Origin of the sequence: Klebsiella sp. Ech2A (genome assembly GCF_030078455.1) — a bacterium.
In the GTDB taxonomy this organism is placed as follows: domain Bacteria; phylum Pseudomonadota; class Gammaproteobacteria; order Enterobacterales; family Enterobacteriaceae; genus Klebsiella; species Klebsiella terrigena.
Genome location: NZ_JAQGFU010000009.1, coordinates 30,617 through 50,570 on the forward strand (window position 1 = coordinate 30,617; position 19,954 = coordinate 50,570).

Below are 19,954 nucleotides of genomic sequence, written 5' to 3' on the forward strand. Positions count from 1 at the left end.
TCTTGCCGCGCATTTGCATGATTAACCAGAGGCTTCACATCGTTTATGTCCGGCTGGCAACGAATTTACTATAAATTACTTAATTTACCATTACGGCTGCTGGTAAAAAGCAAGTCTATTCCCGCAGAGCCTGCGCAGGAATTAGGACTGGATACCTCGCGTCCGATTATGTACGTTCTGCCCTATAACTCGAAGGCAGACCTGCTGACGCTGCGCGCGCAGTGCCTGGAGCATGATTTAGCCGATCCGCTCGAGCCGCTCGAAATCGATGGCACCCTGCTGCCCCGCTACGTCTTTATCCACGGCGGCCCGCGCGTATTTACCTACTACACGCCGAAAGAAGAGTCCATCAAGCTGTTCCACGACTACCTGGATCTGCACCGCAACCACCCTGACCTCGATGTGCAAATGGTGCCGGTGTCGGTGATGTTTGGCCGTGCGCCCGGGCGCGAAAAGGGCGAGCTCAATCCGCCACTGCGCATGCTTAATGGTATTCAGAAATTCTTCGCCGTGCTGTGGCTGGGCCGCGACAGCTTCGTGCGCTTCTCGCCGCCGGTGTCGCTACGCCGAATGGCGTCCGAGCACGGGACCGACAAAACCATCGCCCAGAAGCTGGCCCGCGTGGCGCGTATGCACTTCGCCCGCCAGCGCCTGGCCGCCGTCGGCCCGCGCCTGCCCGCCCGTCAGGATCTGTTCAACAAGCTGCTGGCGTCAAAAGCCATCGCCCGCGCGGTGGAAGACGAAGCCCGCAGCAAGAAAATCTCCCACGAGAAGGCGCAGCAAAACGCCATCGCGCTGATGGAAGAGATCGCCGCCAACTTCTCCTACGAGATGATTCGCCTGACCGACCGCGTGCTGGGCTTTACCTGGAACCGTCTGTATCAGGGCATTAACGTTCACAACGCCGAGCGCGTGCGGCAGCTGGCGCACGAAGGGCACGAGATCGTCTACGTTCCGTGCCACCGTAGCCATATGGACTACCTGCTGCTCTCTTACGTGCTCTACCATCAGGGGCTGGTGCCGCCGCATATCGCCGCCGGCATCAACCTCAACTTCTGGCCGGCAGGGCCGATTTTCCGCCGCGGCGGCGCGTTCTTTATTCGCCGTACGTTTAAGGGCAACAAGCTCTACTCAACGGTATTCCGCGAATATCTTGGCGAGCTGTTCAGCCGCGGCTATTCGGTGGAGTACTTCGTCGAGGGCGGACGCTCCCGTACCGGACGCCTGCTGGACCCGAAAACCGGCACCCTGTCGATGACTATTCAGGCGATGCTGCGCGGCGGTACCCGGCCAATCACGCTGGTTCCTATCTACATCGGCTACGAGCACGTGATGGAAGTCGGAACCTACGCCAAAGAGCTGCGCGGCGCGACGAAAGAGAAAGAGAGCCTGCCGCAGATGCTGCGCGGCCTGAGCAAGCTGCGTAACCTCGGCCAGGGGTACGTTAACTTCGGCGAACCGCTGCCGCTGATGACTTATCTCAACCAGCACGTGCCGGAGTGGCGCGAATCTATCGATCCTATCGAAGCCATTCGTCCGTCCTGGCTGACGCCGACGGTAAACAGCATCGCCGCCGATCTGATGGTCCGCATCAACAATGCCGGCGCGGCAAACGCCATGAACCTGTGCTGTACCGCGCTGCTGGCATCGCGCCAGCGTTCGCTGACCCGCGAGCAGCTGACCCAGCAGCTGGAGTGCTACCTCGATCTGCTGCGTAACGTGCCCTACTCTCCGGACGCGACCACGCCGCCGGCTTCCGCCAGCGAGCTAATTGACCACGCGCTGAAGATGAATAAGTTCGAGGTCGAGAAGGACACCATCGGCGACATCATTATTCTGCCGCGCGAGCAGGCGGTGCTGATGACCTACTACCGCAACAACATCGCTCATATGCTGATGATGCCTTCGCTGCTGGCGGCGATTGTGACCCAGCATCGGCGGATCACCCGCGCGGAGGTGCTGCGTCACGTCGAGATGTTCTATCCGCTGCTGAAGGCCGAGCTGTTCCTGCGCTGGGAAAAAGAGGAGCTGGCGAGCGTTATCGATGCGCTGACCGCTGAGATGCAGCGCCAGGGCCTGCTGGTACTGAGCGATGATGAGATAAGCATCAACCCGTCGCACTCCCGCCTGCTGCAGCTGCTGGCCGCCGGCGCGCGCGAAACGCTCCAGCGCTACGCCATCACCTTCTGGCTGCTGAGCGCGAATCCTTCGATTAACCGCAGTTCGCTGGAAAAAGAGAGTCGCACGATGGCCCAGCGCCTGTCGGTTCTGCACGGGATCAACGCGCCGGAGTTCTTCGATAAGGCGGTATTCAGTACTCTGGTACTGACGCTGCGCGACGAAGGCTACATTAGCGATACCGGCGACGCCGAGCCGGAAGAGACGCTGAAGGTTTACCAGATGCTGGCGAACCTGATTACGTCGGATGTGCGTCTGACGATTGAAAGCGCCGCGCAGGATGAAGCGTAGCGCCTGAGACCTTCCCCGGCCTGCGCATCGCTGGCCGGGGAGTCATAACGAAGAGTGGGGAAACTACGCCATGTAGCCCATCGCCAGGCCGAGGAACAGCACCAGCCCAACGTAGTTATTGTTTAAAAACGCTTTGAAGCAGTCGTCGCGTTCACGACGGAAAATCAGCTTCTGCTGCCAGAAAAACAGCCCCGCCGCGATAAACAGCGACCAGTAATATTCCCAGCCCAGGCCGTTCAGCCAGCCTACCGCTCCCATCAGCGCCAGCACCGCGATCTGCAGCATGCCGATAATCAGACGATCGTTTTCACCAAACAAAATCGCCGTTGATTTGATGCCGATTTTAAGGTCATCGTCCCGGTCCACCATCGCATACTGGGTATCGTAGGCCACCGCCCACAGAATGTTGGCAAGGAACATCAGCCAGCAGCTCAGCGGCAGCGATTCGCTCACCGCGGAAAAGGCCATCGGAATCGACCAGCCAAACGCCGCGCCGAGCACCACCTGCGGCAGATGGGTGTAGCGCTTCATAAATGGATAGACCCACGCCAGCGCCAGCGCCGCCACCGACAGCAGAATGGTCATGGTGTTGAGGGTCAGCACCAGCAGGAACGAGAGCAGCACCAGCACGATAAACAGCACCCGGGCCTCTTTCTCCGTCACGTCGCCGCTGGGCAGCGGACGGCGCGCGGTACGTTTAACGTGACCGTCAAATTTACGGTCGGCATAGTCATTGACCACGCAGCCGGCGGCGCGCATCAGCCACACCCCGGCGACAAAGACGGCCAGAATCCACAGCGGCGGGATACCCGGCGTCGCCACCCATAGCGCCCACAGCGTCGGCCACAGCAGCAGCAGCGCGCCGATCGGTTTGTCAGTACGCATCAGGCGATGAAACGCCAACAGCTTATTCTGCGTCAGACTCCACTCCATTTTCTCTTCCTCTTAATACAGCGGCGATGCCGGCAGAAACAGTTCTGTCAGCAGCAGCGGTTTACCGCTCAGCCGAAGGCGGGAACGACGCCCCCAGAGCTCCGCATAGCGCCCAATTTCAATAAAATCACGGGTTAACGTCGAAGACGTGAACAAATAGCGGCCCAGCGGCGTCTGTCCAAGCTGCTGCAGCGCCAGTTCGGGACCGCTCAGCGTCGATTCCGGAACGACGGTGCGCCCGGCCAGCCAGGGTTCGTTATCGGCGCAGAGAATAATTTCCCGCAGCCAGTAACGCGCTTCATCCGGCAGCAGCGCTTCTTCGCCGACCAGCGCCTCGCGCCCGACGAACGCTTCGTTGACCAGCATAACGCTAACCTTTTTCCCCTGCTGCTCAAAGCGTTTGGTCATTGAGTCTTCCAGCAGCAGCCAGTCGCGCAGCGAGGGCTCCAGCGGGGGCATAGCGGCAAAATAGCGCAGCGCACGCAGTTGCGTAAGCGCAGGATGTGACATGCCTGATTCTCCGATACATAACGTGAAGGCATTGTATCGCAGAATAGGCCGATCGGGGCGGGCAAACATCAAGATACGATCTTCCGCGCAACAGCCATGCAACAGAAGCCGCGCGCGAGAAAAAAAGGTGCGTCCAGGCGGACGCACCTAAAGGCTGTGCCTAAACATCAGCATTGTGGGGAGACGATCACCCCTTGCCTTTTACACTGCTGATAAAGGTGGAACGGGCAGATTTCGAGCCGAGGCGCTCGGCTTCGTTCATCAATTTGAGGGCTTTGTCGATATCTCCTTTCGCAACCGCCTGCTTGATGCCGTTGTTAAAGTAGGTTTCCGTATCGTCCAGCATCGGCTCGCTCTTCGCCGCCGGCGCGGCGACCGGAGCCACGGCCGGAGCGGCGGCCGGCGCGCTGTATACCGGCGCGGCCGTATTGCCGACGGTGACCGGACCCGGTCCGGAGGAGCCAAACAGCGGGCCAACCAGCACGCTGGAGCCGGAAGAGGTTTTCACCTTCAGACCCAGGGTACCTTCGGTGGTATGTTTAGCAATCGGGTCCGGAATATCCGGTACCGCGTTACCCGTACCTTTGGCGTAGGCCTTCGCCGGATCGATTAATTTGGTGGTCTGCTGCAGATCCTGCGGCGTGGTAAAGACCAGGACGTAAATCTTTTGCTGGCCCAGCGCCGGCGTCAGACGCATCACCCCTTCGAGGCGATCCGAGCTCATTACGCCCGGCTCGAGGTAGGTAAAGTAGCTGCTGGGGAAGTAGGCAGATGGCGTCATGTTCTGGTCAAGGATCAGCACGTTCGGTGCAAAAACGCTGGTTTGCTTGTTCACTTCACTGGTCAGCGTAATGGTCAGCTCACCGATGTTCGCCGGGACGCTATAGGCGGCGACCGGCCCGGTGATGCCGGGAATATTCAGCGACTGTCCTGCCGTCGCGAGGTTGGTGACCTGAGATTTTGACTGATCGACCGGCGTCCAGGTTAACTGCTGCAGCGCGGAGACGGGGATCGTCGGTGCGGCAGAGGTGTTCTGCGGCACAAAGTTCACATCGGCAAAACTGACTGCGGGTACGCTGGCCAACAGGCCGGCGGACAGGCAGAGGGCAACGAGACTTTTATTCATTTTCATTGTTATCACCTCAATTCCGATGGCCGAGCGGTAGCCAGGCAATAGCTCGCAGGGCCTAAGATAGAGAGGGGCTTGCGCCCCTCTTTTGGTCATGACAGGTCAGGCAGGATTACCACCAGATTTCCATCTGGGCACCGAAGGTCCACTCGTCGTTATCGCCACGGCTGAAGGTCTTCGCAGAGGTGTCGTTATACGCCACGCCGGAGGTGTAGCCAGTACCGGAGTCGCCGTTCGCATAGCCCCATTTCTCATCCCACTTGGCGTAGGTTGCGAATACGCGGATTGCCGGACGCGACCAGATGCTGTCGCCAGCCTGCCACTGCTGTGCCAGGGTAATTTTGTACTGGTTGTTGTTGTCGCCGGTTTTCTGCGATTCTACGTTGTCGTAGCCAACTTCCAGCAGGGTGCTCATGATCGGCGTCCATTTGTACATTGGACGTACGCCGACGGTCCACCATTTGGTGCCGTTGTTGTTGTCGAGGTTGATATCCTGGTACATACCGACGTACATCAGATCCCAGCTATCGCCCAGCGAGATCGCACCGTGGTCAAGCACGCGCCACAGGGAGCCGTCGTTGTTAATGCTGCCGCCCTGCGGAAGGCCTTTACCGTTGGAGGTCATCGCGTCGGTTGCGTACTGCAGCACGAACTTGTTGTAGCCCTTCAGCATGCTCTGGGTGTGTTCAGCGGTCAGCATCCAGCCGTCTTTAGAGGCGTCCGGCTGCAGGTAGTAGTTATCCGGAACGTTGGTGTGACCGTAGTCGACGCCGAGCTCCAGGGTACCGCCTGGGTTGATTTCCATCTGCGCTAAACGCACGTCGAAGACGTCGTTCGGCACGATGTTGTCATAAATACGGTTGCCCAGCGCATCGCGGTCAGCGAAGGTGGCGGAACCGCCGGACTCAGAAGAACGGGTTGCCGCCAGAGACAGCTTACCGAAGCCCAGATCGATGTTTTCGATACCCGCACCAGGACCTGAAATATCCCAGTAGTAGAAGTCGATCATGTGAACGTCATGACGCTGGTAGAAACGCTTACCGGCCCAGATGGTGGAACCTGGCAGCCAGTCGATCAGGTTTTTACCCTGCACGTTGGCTTCACGGAATGCCGGGCTGGTTGATTCCCAGTCATTCTGCTGCGATACGGAGTAGGCGACGTTGGTATCGAAGTAGAAGCTCTTATCACCTTCTTTCCATACTTCCTGGCCCAGTTTTAATTCCGCATAGGTTTCACATTCGTTACCAAGACGGTATTTACTTTGAGCACCGGTTGCCTGGAAGCACTGCTGTTCACCGCCGCTGCCGGTCCAGCCGATGCCGGAACGAGCATAGCCGTGGAAATCGACGGCCATCGCCTGAGCAGACATAACGCCTGCCGCGACGGCGACCGCCAGTGGAAGTTTGCGCAGAGTAATCATCATTCTATCTCCTGAGATCATTGCTTTTCTTTGAACACTTCGCCCGTCGTTCTGCCTGCTGCAGCGCTAAGGGGTTCGCGTTTTTTTTTAATGGGAAGCCTTACACGCCCGGCTCTTGATGCAACCGACGACACGCCGTGCCATCCTCACGGAATAAATGGCAACGTTCCGGTGGCAAACCGATAGCGAATGTGGCTCCCTCTTTTACCAACACCACGTCGTTCTGGCGGTAGACCAGGTTCTGACGGATGGCTGGGATCTGGATATGAATTTGCGTTTCGTGACCAAGCTGCTCAACCACCTGCACTTCCCCTTCGAGGGTCACGTCGGCGATATCGCTGGGCAGTAGATGTTCCGGGCGGATGCCTAAGGACATGTTGGCGCCAACCTGAACGCGGGCGCTGTCCACCGGCAACCAAATTTGCTGGCGGTTTGGCAGCTCTACCTGAACCTGCTCAATGGCGGTTGCGGTGACTTTTACCGGCAGGAAGTTCATCTTTGGCGAGCCAATAAAGCCCGCAACAAAGCGATCGGCCGGGTAGTGATACAGCTCAAGCGGTTTCCCTACCTGCGCGACGCGACCTGCATCCAGCACCACAATCTTGTCGGCCAGGGTCATCGCTTCAACCTGATCGTGGGTCACGTAAATCATCGTGCGTCCCAGCCGCTTGTGCAGGCGGGAGATTTCGATACGCATCTGCACGCGCAGCGCGGCATCGAGGTTTGAGAGCGGTTCATCCAGCAGGAAGACGCGAGGCTCCGCCACCAGGGTACGACCGATGGCCACGCGCTGACGCTGGCCGCCGGAAAGAGCCTTTGGCTTACGCTCAAGCAGGTGCGCCAGCTGCAGCACTTCCGCCACCTGAGTGACGCGCTGGTTGATCACATCTTTTTTGGCGCCGGCCAGCTTCAGGCCGAAAGACATATTTTCCGCGACGGAGAGATGAGGGTAGAGCGCGTAAGACTGGAAGACCATGCCGATGCCGCGTTCTGCGGGTGGGATGTCGTTCATCCGGGTTTCGCCGATAAACAAATCACCGCTGGTTATGGTTTCCAGCCCGGCGATCATACGCAGCAGGGTAGATTTGCCGCAGCCCGATGGCCCGACAAACACCACGAACTCCCCTTCCTGGATGTCGAGATTGATATCTTTCGATACCACCACGTCTCCCCAGGCTTTCGTTATATTTCGCAGCTGTACGCTCGCCATGCCCATCTCCCTTCGTTACAACCTGTCACTTAAAGACACATTCAAGATGGGCTGACTATGCGGCATTCATTAACCTGGTAAATCCTCCACCCCCGGCTTTTTTATGGGGGAGGAGACGGGAGGATGAGAGATTGCCTCTCACTGCGGGGGACGGCGCGCCAAAGTCAATTTCGTGACACGGGTTGCAAAAATAGCCGCCTTTTTATGTGCTCCACGCCCCAATACCGGCATTTCTGCAAGCCAGATCACACAAACCACGGGTGGGGCGTAGACATGGGGAGGATGGAAAGGGGTTGTTAAAAAAGGAAACTCATCACCGTTAAGCCACCTAAGTGTATCCACGAGCACATCACCAAAAAGGACTGGTATATGAAAATCAAAACCGGCGCCCGCATCCTCGCGCTGTCAGCACTGACCACGATGATGTTTTCCGCCTCTGCCCTCGCCAAAATTGAAGAAGGTAAGCTGGTAATCTGGATTAACGGCGACAAGGGCTATAACGGCCTCGCTGAAGTGGGCAAAAAGTTTGAAAAAGACACCGGGATTAAGGTCTCCATCGAGCACCCGGATAAGCTGGAAGAGAAATTCCCGCAGGTAGCGGCAACCGGCGATGGCCCGGATATTATCTTCTGGGCGCACGACCGCTTCGGCGGCTACGCGCAGTCCGGCCTGCTGGCCGAGATCTCCCCGGACAAAGCTTTCCAGGACAAACTCTATCCGTTCACCTGGGACGCGGTACGCTATAACGGCAAGCTGATCGCTTACCCAATCGCGGTGGAAGCGCTGTCGCTGATTTACAACAAAGACCTGGTTCCGAATCCGCCGAAAACCTGGGAAGAGATCCCGGCGCTGGATAAAACGCTGAAGGCGAAAGGTAAGAGCGCGCTGATGTTCAACCTGCAGGAACCGTACTTCACCTGGCCGCTGATCGCCGCCGACGGTGGCTACGCGTTCAAGCTTGAAAACGGCAAATATGATGTGAAAGACGTCGGCGTGGACAGCGCTGGCGCGAAAGCGGGTCTGACCTTCCTGGTCGATCTGATCAAGAACAAACACATGAATGCTGATACCGATTACTCCATCGCTGAAGCGGCGTTCAACAAGGGCGATACCGCGATGACCATCAACGGTCCGTGGGCGTGGGCCAACATCGATAAGAGCAAAATCAACTACGGCGTAACGCTGCTGCCAACCTTCAAAGGTCAAGCGTCTAAACCGTTCGTTGGCGTTCTGAGCGCCGGTATCAACGCCGCCAGCCCGAACAAAGAGCTGGCGAAAGAGTTCCTCGAAAACTACCTGCTGACCGATCAGGGTCTGGATGAAGTGAACAAGGATAAACCGCTGGGCGCCGTGGCGCTGAAATCCTTCCAGGAGAAACTGGAAAAAGATCCGCGTATCGCCGCCACCATGGCGAACGCCCAGAAAGGCGAAATCATGCCGAACGTTCCGCAGATGTCCGCCTTCTGGTATGCCGTACGCACCGCGGTTATCAACGCAGCTAGCGGTCGTCAGACCGTCGATGCCGCGCTGAAAGACGCACAGGCTCGTATCACTAAGTAACCTGCTAGTCCCCTCCCCCTTCTCGGGAGCGGGTCAGGATCCCGGCCGGCAGCCGCCGTCCGATCCGGGCCCTCTCTCCTGAGGGGAGAGGGAGAACAAAATACGTTGTAGAGGATGATCCCCATGGATGTCGTTAAAAAGAAACACTGGTGGCAAAGCCCGCAGCTGACATGGTCTGTGATTGGCTTGCTGTGCCTGCTGGTGGGTTACCTTGTTGTTTTGATGTACGCCCAGGGGGAGTACCTGTTTGCCATCCTGACGCTGATTTTAAGCTCGGCTGGCCTGTATATCTTTTCCAACCGCAAGGCCTATGCCTGGCGCTATGTCTATCCGGGTCTCGCCGGGATGGGGCTGTTCGTCCTGTTTCCGCTGATCTGCACCATTGCTATCGCCTTCACCAACTACAGCAGCACCAACCAGCTGACCTTCGAGCGCGCTCAGGAAGTGCTGATGGACCGCTCCTTCCAGGCCGGCAAAGCCTACAACTTCTCGCTGTACCCGGCGGGAGATGAGTGGAAGCTGACGCTGACCGACGGCGACAGCGGCAAAAATTACGTTTCCGACGCCTTTAAGCTCGGCGGCGAGCAGAAGCTGGCCCTGAAAGAGGCCGATGCGCAGCCGGAAGGCGAGCGCGCCAACCTGCGCGCGATCACCCAGAACCGTACCGCGCTGAACCAGCTGACCGCCGTGCTGCCTGACGACAGCAAGGTCATCATGAGCTCGCTGCGTCAGTTCTCCGGCACCCAGCCGCTGTATACGCTGGCGGCCGACGGCGAGCTGACCAACAACCAGAGCGGCGTCAAATACCGGCCGAATAATAAAGTCGGCTTCTATCAGTCCATCAACGCCGACGGCAGCTGGAGCAGCGAGAAGCTCAGCCCGGGCTACACCGTGAGCATTGGCTGGGATAACTTCACCCGCGTCTTTACCGATGAAGGGATCCAGAAGCCGTTCTTCGCCATCTTCGTCTGGACGGTGGTCTTCTCGGTACTGACCGTGATTCTGACCGTCGCGGTGGGCATGATCCTCGCCTGCCTCGTGCAGTGGGAGTCCCTGAAAGGGAAAGCGATTTACCGCGTCCTGCTGATTCTGCCCTACGCCGTACCGTCGTTTATCTCGATTCTGATTTTCAAAGGGCTGTTCAACCAGAGCTTCGGTGAGATCAACATGATGCTCAGCGCGCTGTTCGGCATCAAGCCGGCTTGGTTTAGCGACCCGACCACCGCGCGTTCGATGATCGTTATCGTCAACACCTGGCTGGGCTACCCGTACATGATGATTCTGTGCATGGGCCTGCTGAAAGCCATTCCTGACGACCTGTACGAAGCGTCGGCAATGGACGGCGCCGGTCCGTTCCAGAACTTCTTTAAAATTACGCTGCCGCTGCTGATCAAGCCGCTTACGCCGCTGATGATCGCCAGCTTCGCCTTTAACTTTAACAACTTCGTGCTGATTCAGCTGTTAACCAACGGCGGTCCGGATCGCCTCGGCACCACCACGCCGGCCGGCTATACCGACCTGCTGGTGAGCTACACCTACCGCATCGCCTTCGAAGGCGGCGGCGGTCAGGACTTCGGCCTCGCGGCGGCTATCGCTACGCTGATCTTCCTGCTGGTGGGCGTGCTGGCGATTGTTAACCTGAAAGCTACACGAATGAAATTCGACTAACTGGAATGGCCAGGCGTCATTGACGCAGCCAGTTTGGTCCCGGCCAGCGCGCAAGAACCGGAGCGTACGCGTAGTACGTGAGGATTATGAGCACTGCCCGGGTTCAAAATGGCAAGTGAGATAGCCTGGAGCGGTATCAAGGGGAATAAAAATATTATGGCTATGGTACAACCCAAATCTCAGAAGCTGCGTCTGCTCACCACGCACCTCCTGCTGCTCATTTTTATCGCGGCGATTATGTTCCCGCTGCTGATGGTTATCGCCATCTCCCTGCGCGAAGGTAACTTCGCCACCGGCAGCCTGATCCCGGATCAGATCTCCTGGGAACACTGGCGTCTGGCGCTCGGCTTTAGCGTTGAGCATGCGGACGGCCGCGTCACCCCGCCGCCGTTCCCGGTTCTGTTGTGGCTGTGGAACTCGGTGAAGGTTGCCGGGATCACCGCCATCGGTATCGTGGCGCTCTCCACTACCTGCGCCTACGCTTTCGCCCGCATGCGCTTCCCGGGCAAGGCTACCCTGTTGAAAGGGATGCTGATTTTCCAGATGTTCCCGGCGGTGCTGTCGCTGGTTGCCCTGTACGCCCTGTTTGACCGCCTCGGCCAGTATCTGCCGTTTGTCGGCCTCAACACCCACGGCGGCGTTATCTTCGCCTATATGGGCGGCATCGCGCTGCACGTCTGGACCATTAAAGGCTACTTCGAAACCATCGACGGTTCGCTGGAAGAAGCGGCCGCGCTGGACGGCGCGACGCCGTGGCAGGCCTTCCGTCTGGTTCTGCTGCCGCTGTCGGTGCCGATTCTGGCGGTGGTCTTTATTCTGTCGTTTATCGCCGCAATTACCGAAGTCCCGGTTGCGTCCCTGCTGCTGCGCGATGTGAACAGCTATACCCTGGCGGTTGGCATGCAGCAGTACCTCAACCCGCAGAACTACCTGTGGGGCGACTTTGCCGCGGCGGCGGTGCTCTCAGCTATCCCGATTACCGTGGTCTTCCTGCTGGCGCAGCGCTGGCTGGTGAACGGCCTGACGGCGGGCGGCGTGAAAGGTTAAGTTTCATTGTTATACCCGCCCCAAATTTCAGAGGAGGGACGGTGGCTTAGTTGCTGTACACGAACCCCAACCGGGTACGGCAACTACCGCCCTCAGCTGAAAAAGTAAGGCAAATGCCACTGCTATCCTCAACTGGACCCTACATAAATTAAATTTGTGACTGTTGGTCAGCGGCCCTGGAGGCCGCTTTTTTTTATTCGCGCTTCAGACGGTTGGAGTTACACAGCCACAGCGTAATCACCAGCAGCAGGATCGCCGCGGAGTAGATCAGCACCGCCATCGGCGAGTCGTGGTCGACGATAATCAGGCGCACAATCGCGGTAATACCGATGTAGACGAAATAGCGCAGCGGGAAGTGAAAGCCCGACTCAAAGTACTTCACAATCAGCGCGATAAACTCGAAATAGAGAAAATAGACCACCAGCCCTTCTACCAGCTTGTACTTGCTCACCGGCTCCGGGGTAAACAGCACGTGCGCCAGATGGAAGGTCTCCTTGCCGAGAAAGACCACCAGAATCACGCCCAGGCACAGCAGCGCCAGATTCAGAACGGCCTGCATGGCCTTCGCAACAAAATTCACCAGCGGACGATAGACCGACGGCATATTCATACCTCTTATATTCATTGTTCCTGGCGATCTGTATAACGCAAAAACGTGATCCAGATCGATATTATTCGTTAACTTTTTGCGTCCGTTGCGCCAAATGTAACAATCACTTGCCACACTGGCGGGTTAAAAAGGAGACAGCCATGCTGACAATACGTACGGCGCTGCGGGAGGACGCAACCCTGCTCGGTGAAATGGGCTACGCCAGCTATCGCCACCACTTCACCCACCTCTGGCACAGCGCCAGCGAGCTGGAGCACTTTCTCCAGCAGGAGTACGCCACCGAAGCCCTGCAGCGCAGCCTGGCCGAGGCAAACTGCCGCTGGCTGATTGCCGAAGCGCAGCGCCCGGTAGGATTCGCCAAATACGCGCATCGCCAGCAGATTGAGCCCGATGGCCCGCAGGGCACGCTGCTGCATAAGCTCTATCTGCTGCCCGGTGAAACGGGGCATCGCTACGGCGAACGGCTTTTTAGCGCCGTCGAAGCGCGGGCCAAAGCCGAGGGCGAACGCTGGCTGTGGCTGGAGGTGCTGGCCGCCAATAGCGGCGCCCGGCGCTTCTATGAGCGCCAGGGCATGCGACATCTTAAAGACACCGTCTTTCGCTCCGCTACCCAGCAGAGCACCATTCATATTCTGGCTAAACGAATCGGAGAGGAATGATGCACACTCTGCGTGATACCGGCGTTCGCAACGTCGAAAGCGGTGAAAATGTGGTGATCTACCAGCCCGCTAACCTGTACGACTGTCGCCTCGGCGATAACGTCTTCGTCGGCCCTTTCGTCGAGATTCAGGGCAATACGTCGGTTGGCGCGGACACCAAAATCCAGTCCCATACCTTTATCTGCGAGTACGTGACCCTCGGCGAGCGCTGTTTTATCGGCCACGGGGTGATGTTTGCCAACGATATGTTTCGCGACGGTAAGCCCAACGCCGATCGCGAGAGCTGGGGAAGAATCGTGGTGGGCAACGACGTCTCTATCGGCAGCGGGGCCACCATTTTGGCGGTCAGCATCTGCGACGGCGCGGTGATTGGCGCGGGCAGCGTGGTCACCCGGTCGATTAGCGAGAAAGGCGTGTGGGCGGGGAACCCGGCGAAACTATTGCGCCGTCTGCCATAAAAAATGCCGGCCCTGAGGCCGGCATTGAAGCGGATTAACGCTGATTACGCGCGCCAGGATTTATAGCGGTTAATCAGACCGTTGGTCGAGCTATCGTGGCTGCTGACATCCGCGCCATCTTTCAGCTCCGGCAGAATGCGGTTAGCCAGCTGTTTACCCAGCTCAACGCCCCACTGGTCGAAGGTGAAGATGTTGAGGATCGCGCCCTGGGTGAAGATCTTATGTTCATACAGCGCAATCAGCGCGCCGAGGCTGAACGGGGTGATTTCACGCAGCAGGATCGAGTTAGTCGGGCGGTTACCTTCGAAGACTTTGAACGGCACCACGTGATCCAGGGTTGCCGGATCTTTACCCTGATCGCGATACTCCTGCTCAACCACGTCGCGAGATTTGCCGAACGCCAGCGCTTCGGTCTGCGCGAAGAAGTTGGACAGCAGCTTCGGATGGTGGTCAGAGAGCGGGTTGTGCGTTACCGCAGGCGCGATGAAATCGCACGGCACCATTTTGGTTCCCTGGTGGATCAGCTGGTAGAACGCATGCTGGCCGTTGGTACCCGGCTCGCCCCAGATAATCGGGCCAGTCTGGTAGTCTACGGCGTTACCGCTGCGGTCAACGTATTTGCCGTTAGATTCCATGTTGCCCTGCTGGAAGTAGGCAGCAAAGCGGTGCATATACTGGTCGTACGGCAGAATTGCTTCGGTTTCTGCGCCGAAGAAGTTGTTGTACCAGATCCCGATCAGCGCCAGCAGCACCGGCAGGTTTTGCTCCGCCGGCGTGGTGGAGAAGTGTTTATCCATCGCGTGCGCGCCGGACAGCAGCTCAACGAAATTGTCAAAACCAACGGAGAGGATGATCGACAGGCCGATCGCTGACCACAGAGAGTAGCGGCCGCCAACCCAATCCCAGAATTCAAACATGTTGGCGGTGTCGATACCAAACTCGCCCACCGCTTTGCCGTTGGTGGAGAGCGCCGCGAAGTGTTTCGCCACGTGTTTGTCATCGCCAGCCGTTGCCAGGAACCAGTCGCGTGCGCTGTGGGCGTTGGTCATCGTTTCCTGGGTGGTAAAGGTTTTTGATGCCACCAGGAACAGCGTCGTTTCCGGGTTCACGCCTTTCAGCACTTCCGCAATGTGGGTGCCGTCGACGTTGGAAACAAAGTGCATATTGAGGTGGTTTTTGTACGGACGCAGCGCTTCGGTGACCATAAACGGACCGAGGTCGGAGCCGCCGATACCGATGTTAACCACGTCGGTAATCGCCTTGCCGGTATAGCCTTTCCAGCTGCCGGAGATGATGGCTTCAGAGAAGGTTTTCATCTTCTCCAGCACCGCGTTGACTTCCGGCATCACATCTTTGCCGTCAACGATGATTGGGGTATTGCTCCGGTTGCGCAGCGCGACGTGCAGCACGGCACGGTCTTCGGTACGGTTGATTTTCTCGCCGGAGAACATCGATTTGATGGCGCCTGCCAGATCGGTCTCTTTGGCCAGATCCTGCAGTTTCGCCAGCGTCTCTTCGGTAATGCGGTTTTTGGAGAAATCCACCAGCATCAGATCGTCGAAGGTTGCGGAAAACTTAGTAAAACGATCGCTATCGTTAGCGAAAAGCTCGCTGATAGTGACGTCTTTCATTTCATCAAAGTGTTTCTGTAGCGCCTGCCAGGCAGATGTCTGCGTTGGGTTGATGTTTTTCATGAGCAATACTCTTCTGATTTGAGAATTGTGACTGCGGTCGATTGTAGCGCCGGAGGCAAAAAATTGTGATGATTTTTGTGTTATGCCGTTGACGCGCGTCAGGAACAGGGTCAGATCAGGGTAAAAAACCACTACCAGTATAGACATAAACGCGGGCAAAACGTCCCGCGACAGCGCGCGCGGGGATCCGGCCACGGGCGGCGGCCCGCCGGAGTGCGGCCGGGCTCATCATAAGGCTTTTTGCTGTTAATCGCCCGCGCATGAAAAATCCGCATAACCGCAGCGTTGACATACCCCCTCCGAAGCCTTTATATAGCTGCACTGCCTGCGTATTACCAGGTATGTATTGCTCGCGCATTTCACGCTACAGCGAAAGGGTATTGCAGGGGGTATCGTGACCAGCACCCCAGGCAAAGTGAAAGACGTCGGTAATTGCCAGAAGAGGTGCGTTGCCCAGGTAACCGTATTGGAGGAACCAGTCCGGGGAAAATACGTGAGGGGGAGCAACGCCGAGGTGAAAGAGCGTCTGGTACGTTCATCACCGGCCACAGGGGCTGAATCCCCTGGGTTGTCACCAGAAACGTTCGCAGTCGGGCGTTTCATACTCAGGAACTGACGCAAAGGTCGGGGAACGGGTCTACAAGGTGGAGCACTTCTGGGTGACATCGTAGCTGTTTATCCCTCTGCGCCCACCCTGTTTTTCGCTCTTCCCTTGTGCCATGGCTGAATAATTTGGCCTGGCTTATTAAGACATTTTATGACTGTTAGGCTGGTCCAGCCCAAACCCAATCAGGAATCGTTTTAATAAGTCAGGCCCCCCTGACACGAGGTTGTTATGACAGATTTAGTTGTAGCCAAATTCGGCGGCACCAGCGTTGCCGATTTCGATGCCATGAACCGCAGCGTTGACGTTGCGCTGATTGATGAAAATACCCGTGTAGTGGTGCTGTCTGCCTCTGCGGGTGTAACCAATCTTCTGGTTGCGTTAGCCGACGGGCTGGAGCCCACCGAGCGTTTCGATAAGCTTGAGGCGCTACGCCAGATTCAGTTCAATATTCTCGAACGCCTGCGCTATCCCAACGTGATTCGTGAAGAGATCGAGCGTCTGCTGGAGAACATCACCACCCTGGCGGAAGCCGCGGCGCTGGCAAGCTCGACGGCGCTGACCGATGAGCTGGTCAGCCACGGCGAACTGATGTCTACCCTGCTGTTTGTCGAAATCCTGCGCGAGCGCGGCATTGCCGCCCAGTGGTTTGACGTGCGTAAAGTGATGCGCACCAGCGATCGCTTCGGCCGCGCCGAGCCCGATATCGCCGCCCTGGCTGAGCTAACCCAGCTGCAGCTGACGCCGCGCCTTACCGAAGGTCTGGTCGTTACCCAGGGCTTTATCGGTAGCGAAGCCAAAGGCCGCACCACCACCCTCGGCCGCGGAGGCAGTGATTACACCGCCGCCCTGCTGGGTGAAGCCCTTAACGCCAGCCGCGTCGATATCTGGACCGACGTCCCGGGCATCTACACCACCGACCCGCGCGTTGCCCCGGCGGCAAAACGGATCGACGTTATCGCCTTTGCCGAAGCAGCCGAAATGGCGACGTTTGGCGCCAAGGTGCTGCACCCGGCGACGCTGCTTCCCGCGGTACGTAGCGATATTCCGGTCTTCGTGGGCTCCAGCAAAGAGCCGAAAGCCGGCGGCACCCTGGTGTGTAATAAAACCGAACACCCGCCGCTGTTCCGCGCGCTGGCGCTGCGCCGCCGCCAGACCCTGCTGACCCTGCACAGCCTGAATATGCTGCACTCCCGCGGCTTCCTCGCCGAAGTGTTCGGTATTCTGGCGCGCCATAATATCTCCGTGGATCTGATCACCACCTCAGAAGTCAGCATTGCCCTGACCATGGATACCACCGGCTCAACCTCCGCCACCGATACCCTGCTCACCCAGGCGCTGCTCACCGAGCTCTCCTCCCTGTGCCGCGTAGAGGTGGAGCAGGATCTGGCGCTGGTCGCCCTGATCGGCAACGATCTTTCGCGCGCCTGCGGCGTCGGCAAAGAGGTCTTCGGCGTGCTGGAGCCGTTCAACATTCGCATGATCTGCTACGGTGCATCCAGCCATAACCTCTGCTTCCTGGTGCCGGGCGCCGATGCTGAGAAGGTCGTGCAGAAGCTGCATCATAATTTGTTTGAATAATATTCCTCCACGCGATAAATATTACCTATAGCCGGGCTCGAACCCGGCTTTTTTATAACTATATCAACACAACCTACTCGCCATCGTTCGGGCAGCGGGCGCACAGCCGGCCTGGAAGATGACGAGCCAATGGCAAGGAAAACAACATGCTCGCTATGCTGACACGGCTGTTCCCGCTCTGGGCGCTGCTGCTCTCCGTTCTGGCCTATTACACGCCGGCCACCTTTACCCCCATCGGCCCCTGGGTCACCACCCTGCTGATGCTCATCATGTTCGGGATGGGCGTCCACCTGAAGCTGGACGACTTTAAGCGCGTGCTGTCGCGCCCGGCGCCGGTTGCGGCGGGGATTTTTCTGCACTACCTGGTGATGCCGCTCGCCGCCTGGGCGCTGGCGCTGCTGTTCCGCATGCCGCCGGAGCTGTCGGCCGGGATGGTGCTGGTGGGCAGCGTTGCCAGCGGAACGGCGTCTAACGTGATGATCTACCTGGCGAAAGGCGATGTGGCGCTCTCGGTCACCATCTCTTCCGTCTCCACGCTGGTTGGCGTGGTGGCAACGCCGCTGCTGACGCGCCTGTACGTCGATGCGCATATTCAGGTCGACGTGGCGGGTATGCTGCTCAGCATCCTGCAAATCGTGGTTATCCCGATTGCGCTGGGGCTGATTATTCACCACCTGCTGCCGAAGGTGGTCAGGGCGGTCGAGCCGTTCCTGCCCGCGTTTTCCATGCTCTGCATTCTGGCGATCATCAGCGCCGTCGTCGCCGGCTCCGCTTCGCACATCGCCTCCGTAGGCCTGGTGGTGATTGTCGCGGTGATCCTGCATAACGCCATCGGGCTGCTCGGCGGCTACTGGGGCGGGCGTCTGTTTGGCTTTGATGAGTCGACCTGCCGCACGCTGGCCATTGAGGTGGGGATGCAAAACTCAGGACTGGCGGCGGCGCTGGGGAAAATCTACTTCGGTCCTCTTGCCGCCCTGCCCGGCGCGCTGTTCTCGGTCTGGCACAACCTTTCCGGGTCGCTGCTGGCCGGCTACTGGTCCGCTAAGCCTACCGGGAAGAAAGAGAAGTAACGCCCTGCCTTCACCGCCCGGACAGGCCGCTCTCCGCGCCTGTCCGGGCGTTTTCCCGTCCTCACGGTATCCAGACTGTCAGTCAACCCGGTATTGCCGTACACTGAATTATCGGCTGACTGAGGGTTCTACTATGGCACTTCCCCGCATTACGCAACAAGATATGACCGAACGCGAGCAGCGCGAGCTGAAAACGCTGCTTGACCGGGCGAGAATCGCGCACGGCCGTCTGCTGACTAACGCAGAAACCAACGCCGTAAAAAAAGAGTACATTGATAAGCTGATGATGCTGCGCGAAGCTGAGGCAAAAAAGGCCCGCCAGTTAAAGAAAAAGCAGGCCTATAAACCCGACAGCGACGCGTCATTCTCCTGGTCGGCGAGCACGCCGACGCGCGGCAGGCGCTAACGCCCCTTCTTTTTACGTCCCGGCTGGTTAAAACGTTTGCCGTTTGCCGCCGGGCGTCCTTTCTCGCTGCTCTTTTCCACGTTCACCACCGGGCGCTTGATGCCCGCCGTTTTCGGCTTCGCTTTCGCCTTCGGTTTGGCCTCAGAGGAGGAGTTCTCAATCAACTTAAACAGCGCAACCAGCTCATCATCCGTCAGGTCGCGCCACTCGCCGAGGGGTAATCCCGACAGGCCGATATTCATAATTCGCGTGCGCTCAAGCTTCATGACCTCGTAGCCAAAGTGTTCGCACATCCGGCGAATCTGCCGGTTAAGCCCCTGAACCAGGGTAATGCGGAAGACGAACGGCGCTTCTTTTCTCACCTTGCACTTCTTCGTCACCGTGCCGAGAATCGGTACGCCCGCCCCCAGTCCGCGCACGAACTCGTCGGTCACCGGCTTATCGACGGTCACCAGGTACTCTTTTTCGTGGTCGTTACCGGCACGCAGGATTTTATTCACCAGATCGCCATGGTTGGTCAGGAAGATCAGCCCCTGAGAGTCCTTATCCAGTCGGCCGATCGGGAAAACGCGCTTGCTGTGGTTCACAAAATCGACGATGTTGTCTCGCTCGCTGTCCTCGGTGGTGCTGACGATCCCCACCGGTTTATTCAGCGCGATAAACACCAGATCTTCCGCCTCACGCGGCTCAATCAGCTGGCCGTTAACCTTCACGACATCGCCCGGGGCAACCTGATCGCCAATGGTCGCACGCTTGCCGTTGATGAAAACGTTGCCTTGTTCAATGTAGCGATCCGCCTCGCGACGCGAGCAAATGCCGCTTTCACTGATGTATTTATTGAGTCGGGTTGATGAGTCGGGCAGCATAACGTCTCCTAAAAACACTTCATCCTTCAAGTTGTCTCCGTATTGGCCACGCTCACGCAT

17 protein-coding genes and 1 riboswitch are annotated in these 19,954 nt (G+C 58.1%); of the genes, 9 read left to right on the forward strand and 8 right to left on the reverse strand.

The annotated features are described in order from the left end of the window. The first annotated feature begins 45 nt into the window (after positions 1-45). Positions 46-2,469, forward strand: coding sequence for a glycerol-3-phosphate 1-O-acyltransferase PlsB (gene plsB / locus PFH44_RS03995; RefSeq protein WP_283824355.1), 2,424 nt, complete (start codon positions 46-48; stop codon positions 2,467-2,469). Positions 2,470-2,532: 63 nt separating this feature from the next. On the opposite strand, the gene ubiA is transcribed toward plsB, so the two are convergent. The 5 genes from ubiA to malK all read right to left on the reverse strand — a co-directional run bounded on the left by ubiA (position 2,533) and on the right by malK (position 7,671). Continuing rightward, positions 2,533-3,402, reverse strand: coding sequence for a 4-hydroxybenzoate octaprenyltransferase (ubiA, locus tag PFH44_RS04000; protein ID WP_283824356.1), 870 nt, complete (start codon positions 3,400-3,402; stop codon positions 2,533-2,535). Between the two features lie 12 nt (positions 3,403-3,414). Then, the gene (ubiC, locus tag PFH44_RS04005) at positions 3,415-3,912 is read right to left on the reverse strand and encodes a chorismate lyase (RefSeq protein WP_045853463.1); all 498 of its coding nucleotides are present in this window, start codon (positions 3,910-3,912) and stop codon (positions 3,415-3,417) included. Between the two features lie 187 nt (positions 3,913-4,099). Then, positions 4,100-5,044 (reverse strand): maltose operon protein MalM, encoded by a 945-nt coding sequence (gene malM, locus PFH44_RS04010; protein ID WP_283824357.1) that lies wholly within the window; start codon positions 5,042-5,044, stop codon positions 4,100-4,102. A 109-nt stretch (positions 5,045-5,153) separates the two neighbouring features. Continuing rightward, complete coding sequence (locus tag PFH44_RS04015) at positions 5,154-6,464, reverse strand: maltoporin (protein ID WP_283824358.1); 1,311 nt, start codon at positions 6,462-6,464, stop codon at positions 5,154-5,156. Between the two features lie 97 nt (positions 6,465-6,561). Continuing rightward, on the reverse strand, positions 6,562-7,671 hold the full coding sequence (gene malK / locus PFH44_RS04020) for a maltose/maltodextrin ABC transporter ATP-binding protein MalK (protein ID WP_041143587.1): 1,110 nt from the start codon (positions 7,669-7,671) through the stop codon (positions 6,562-6,564). A 369-nt stretch (positions 7,672-8,040) separates the two neighbouring features. Here malK and malE point away from each other — a divergent pair, with 369 nt between their 5' ends. From malE to malG, 3 genes are all read left to right on the forward strand, one after another. Beyond that, complete coding sequence (gene malE, locus PFH44_RS04025; RefSeq protein WP_045853466.1) at positions 8,041-9,231, forward strand: maltose/maltodextrin ABC transporter substrate-binding protein MalE; 1,191 nt, start codon at positions 8,041-8,043, stop codon at positions 9,229-9,231. Between the two features lie 123 nt (positions 9,232-9,354). Then, entirely contained in the window at positions 9,355-10,899 is a 1,545-nt protein-coding gene (malF, locus tag PFH44_RS04030) for a maltose ABC transporter permease MalF (protein ID WP_283824359.1), read from the forward strand. A 156-nt stretch (positions 10,900-11,055) separates the two neighbouring features. Beyond that, positions 11,056-11,946 (forward strand): maltose ABC transporter permease MalG, encoded by an 891-nt coding sequence (malG, locus tag PFH44_RS04035; protein ID WP_045853513.1) that lies wholly within the window; start codon positions 11,056-11,058, stop codon positions 11,944-11,946. Between the two features lie 193 nt (positions 11,947-12,139). Here malG and psiE read toward each other — a convergent pair whose 3' ends face one another. Continuing rightward, positions 12,140-12,550 (reverse strand): phosphate-starvation-inducible protein PsiE, encoded by a 411-nt coding sequence (gene psiE, locus PFH44_RS04040; RefSeq protein WP_283824369.1) that lies wholly within the window; start codon positions 12,548-12,550, stop codon positions 12,140-12,142. 146 nt (positions 12,551-12,696) lie between these two features. Here psiE and PFH44_RS04045 point away from each other — a divergent pair, with 146 nt between their 5' ends. Both PFH44_RS04045 and PFH44_RS04050 read left to right on the forward strand, forming a co-directional pair. Continuing rightward, positions 12,697-13,215: a GNAT family N-acetyltransferase gene (locus tag PFH44_RS04045; RefSeq protein ID WP_283824360.1), complete on the forward strand. Its 519-nt coding sequence runs from the start codon at positions 12,697-12,699 to the stop codon at positions 13,213-13,215. Next, the gene (locus PFH44_RS04050; RefSeq protein ID WP_283824361.1) at positions 13,215-13,673 is read left to right on the forward strand and encodes an acyltransferase; all 459 of its coding nucleotides are present in this window, start codon (positions 13,215-13,217) and stop codon (positions 13,671-13,673) included. Before PFH44_RS04045 ends, PFH44_RS04050 begins: the two co-directional genes overlap by 1 nt. A gap of 44 nt (positions 13,674-13,717) precedes the next feature. Here PFH44_RS04050 and pgi read toward each other — a convergent pair whose 3' ends face one another. Continuing rightward, entirely contained in the window at positions 13,718-15,367 is a 1,650-nt protein-coding gene (gene pgi / locus PFH44_RS04055; RefSeq protein ID WP_045853470.1) for a glucose-6-phosphate isomerase, read from the reverse strand. Positions 15,368-15,798: 431 nt separating this feature from the next. After that, a riboswitch (Lysine riboswitch) is annotated at positions 15,799-16,030 on the forward strand. 172 nt (positions 16,031-16,202) lie between these two features. On the opposite strand from pgi, the gene lysC reads away from it, so the two are divergent. The 3 genes from lysC (at position 16,203) to PFH44_RS04070 (ending at position 19,028) form a co-directional block, all read left to right on the forward strand. After that, a complete protein-coding gene (gene lysC, locus PFH44_RS04060) occupies positions 16,203-17,552 on the forward strand; it encodes a lysine-sensitive aspartokinase 3 (RefSeq protein WP_045853471.1) in 1,350 nt (449 codons plus the stop codon). A 146-nt stretch (positions 17,553-17,698) separates the two neighbouring features. Then, complete coding sequence (gene panS, locus PFH44_RS04065) at positions 17,699-18,622, forward strand: ketopantoate/pantoate/pantothenate transporter PanS (RefSeq protein ID WP_283824362.1); 924 nt, start codon at positions 17,699-17,701, stop codon at positions 18,620-18,622. Positions 18,623-18,755: 133 nt separating this feature from the next. Continuing rightward, a complete protein-coding gene (locus PFH44_RS04070) occupies positions 18,756-19,028 on the forward strand; it encodes a YjbD family protein (RefSeq protein WP_283824363.1) in 273 nt (90 codons plus the stop codon). Here PFH44_RS04070 and rluF read toward each other — a convergent pair. After that, positions 19,025-19,894, reverse strand: coding sequence for a 23S rRNA pseudouridine(2604) synthase RluF (rluF, locus tag PFH44_RS04075; RefSeq protein ID WP_041143577.1), 870 nt, complete (start codon positions 19,892-19,894; stop codon positions 19,025-19,027). The genes PFH44_RS04070 and rluF overlap by 4 nt on opposite strands. Positions 19,895-19,954 lie beyond the last annotated feature (60 nt).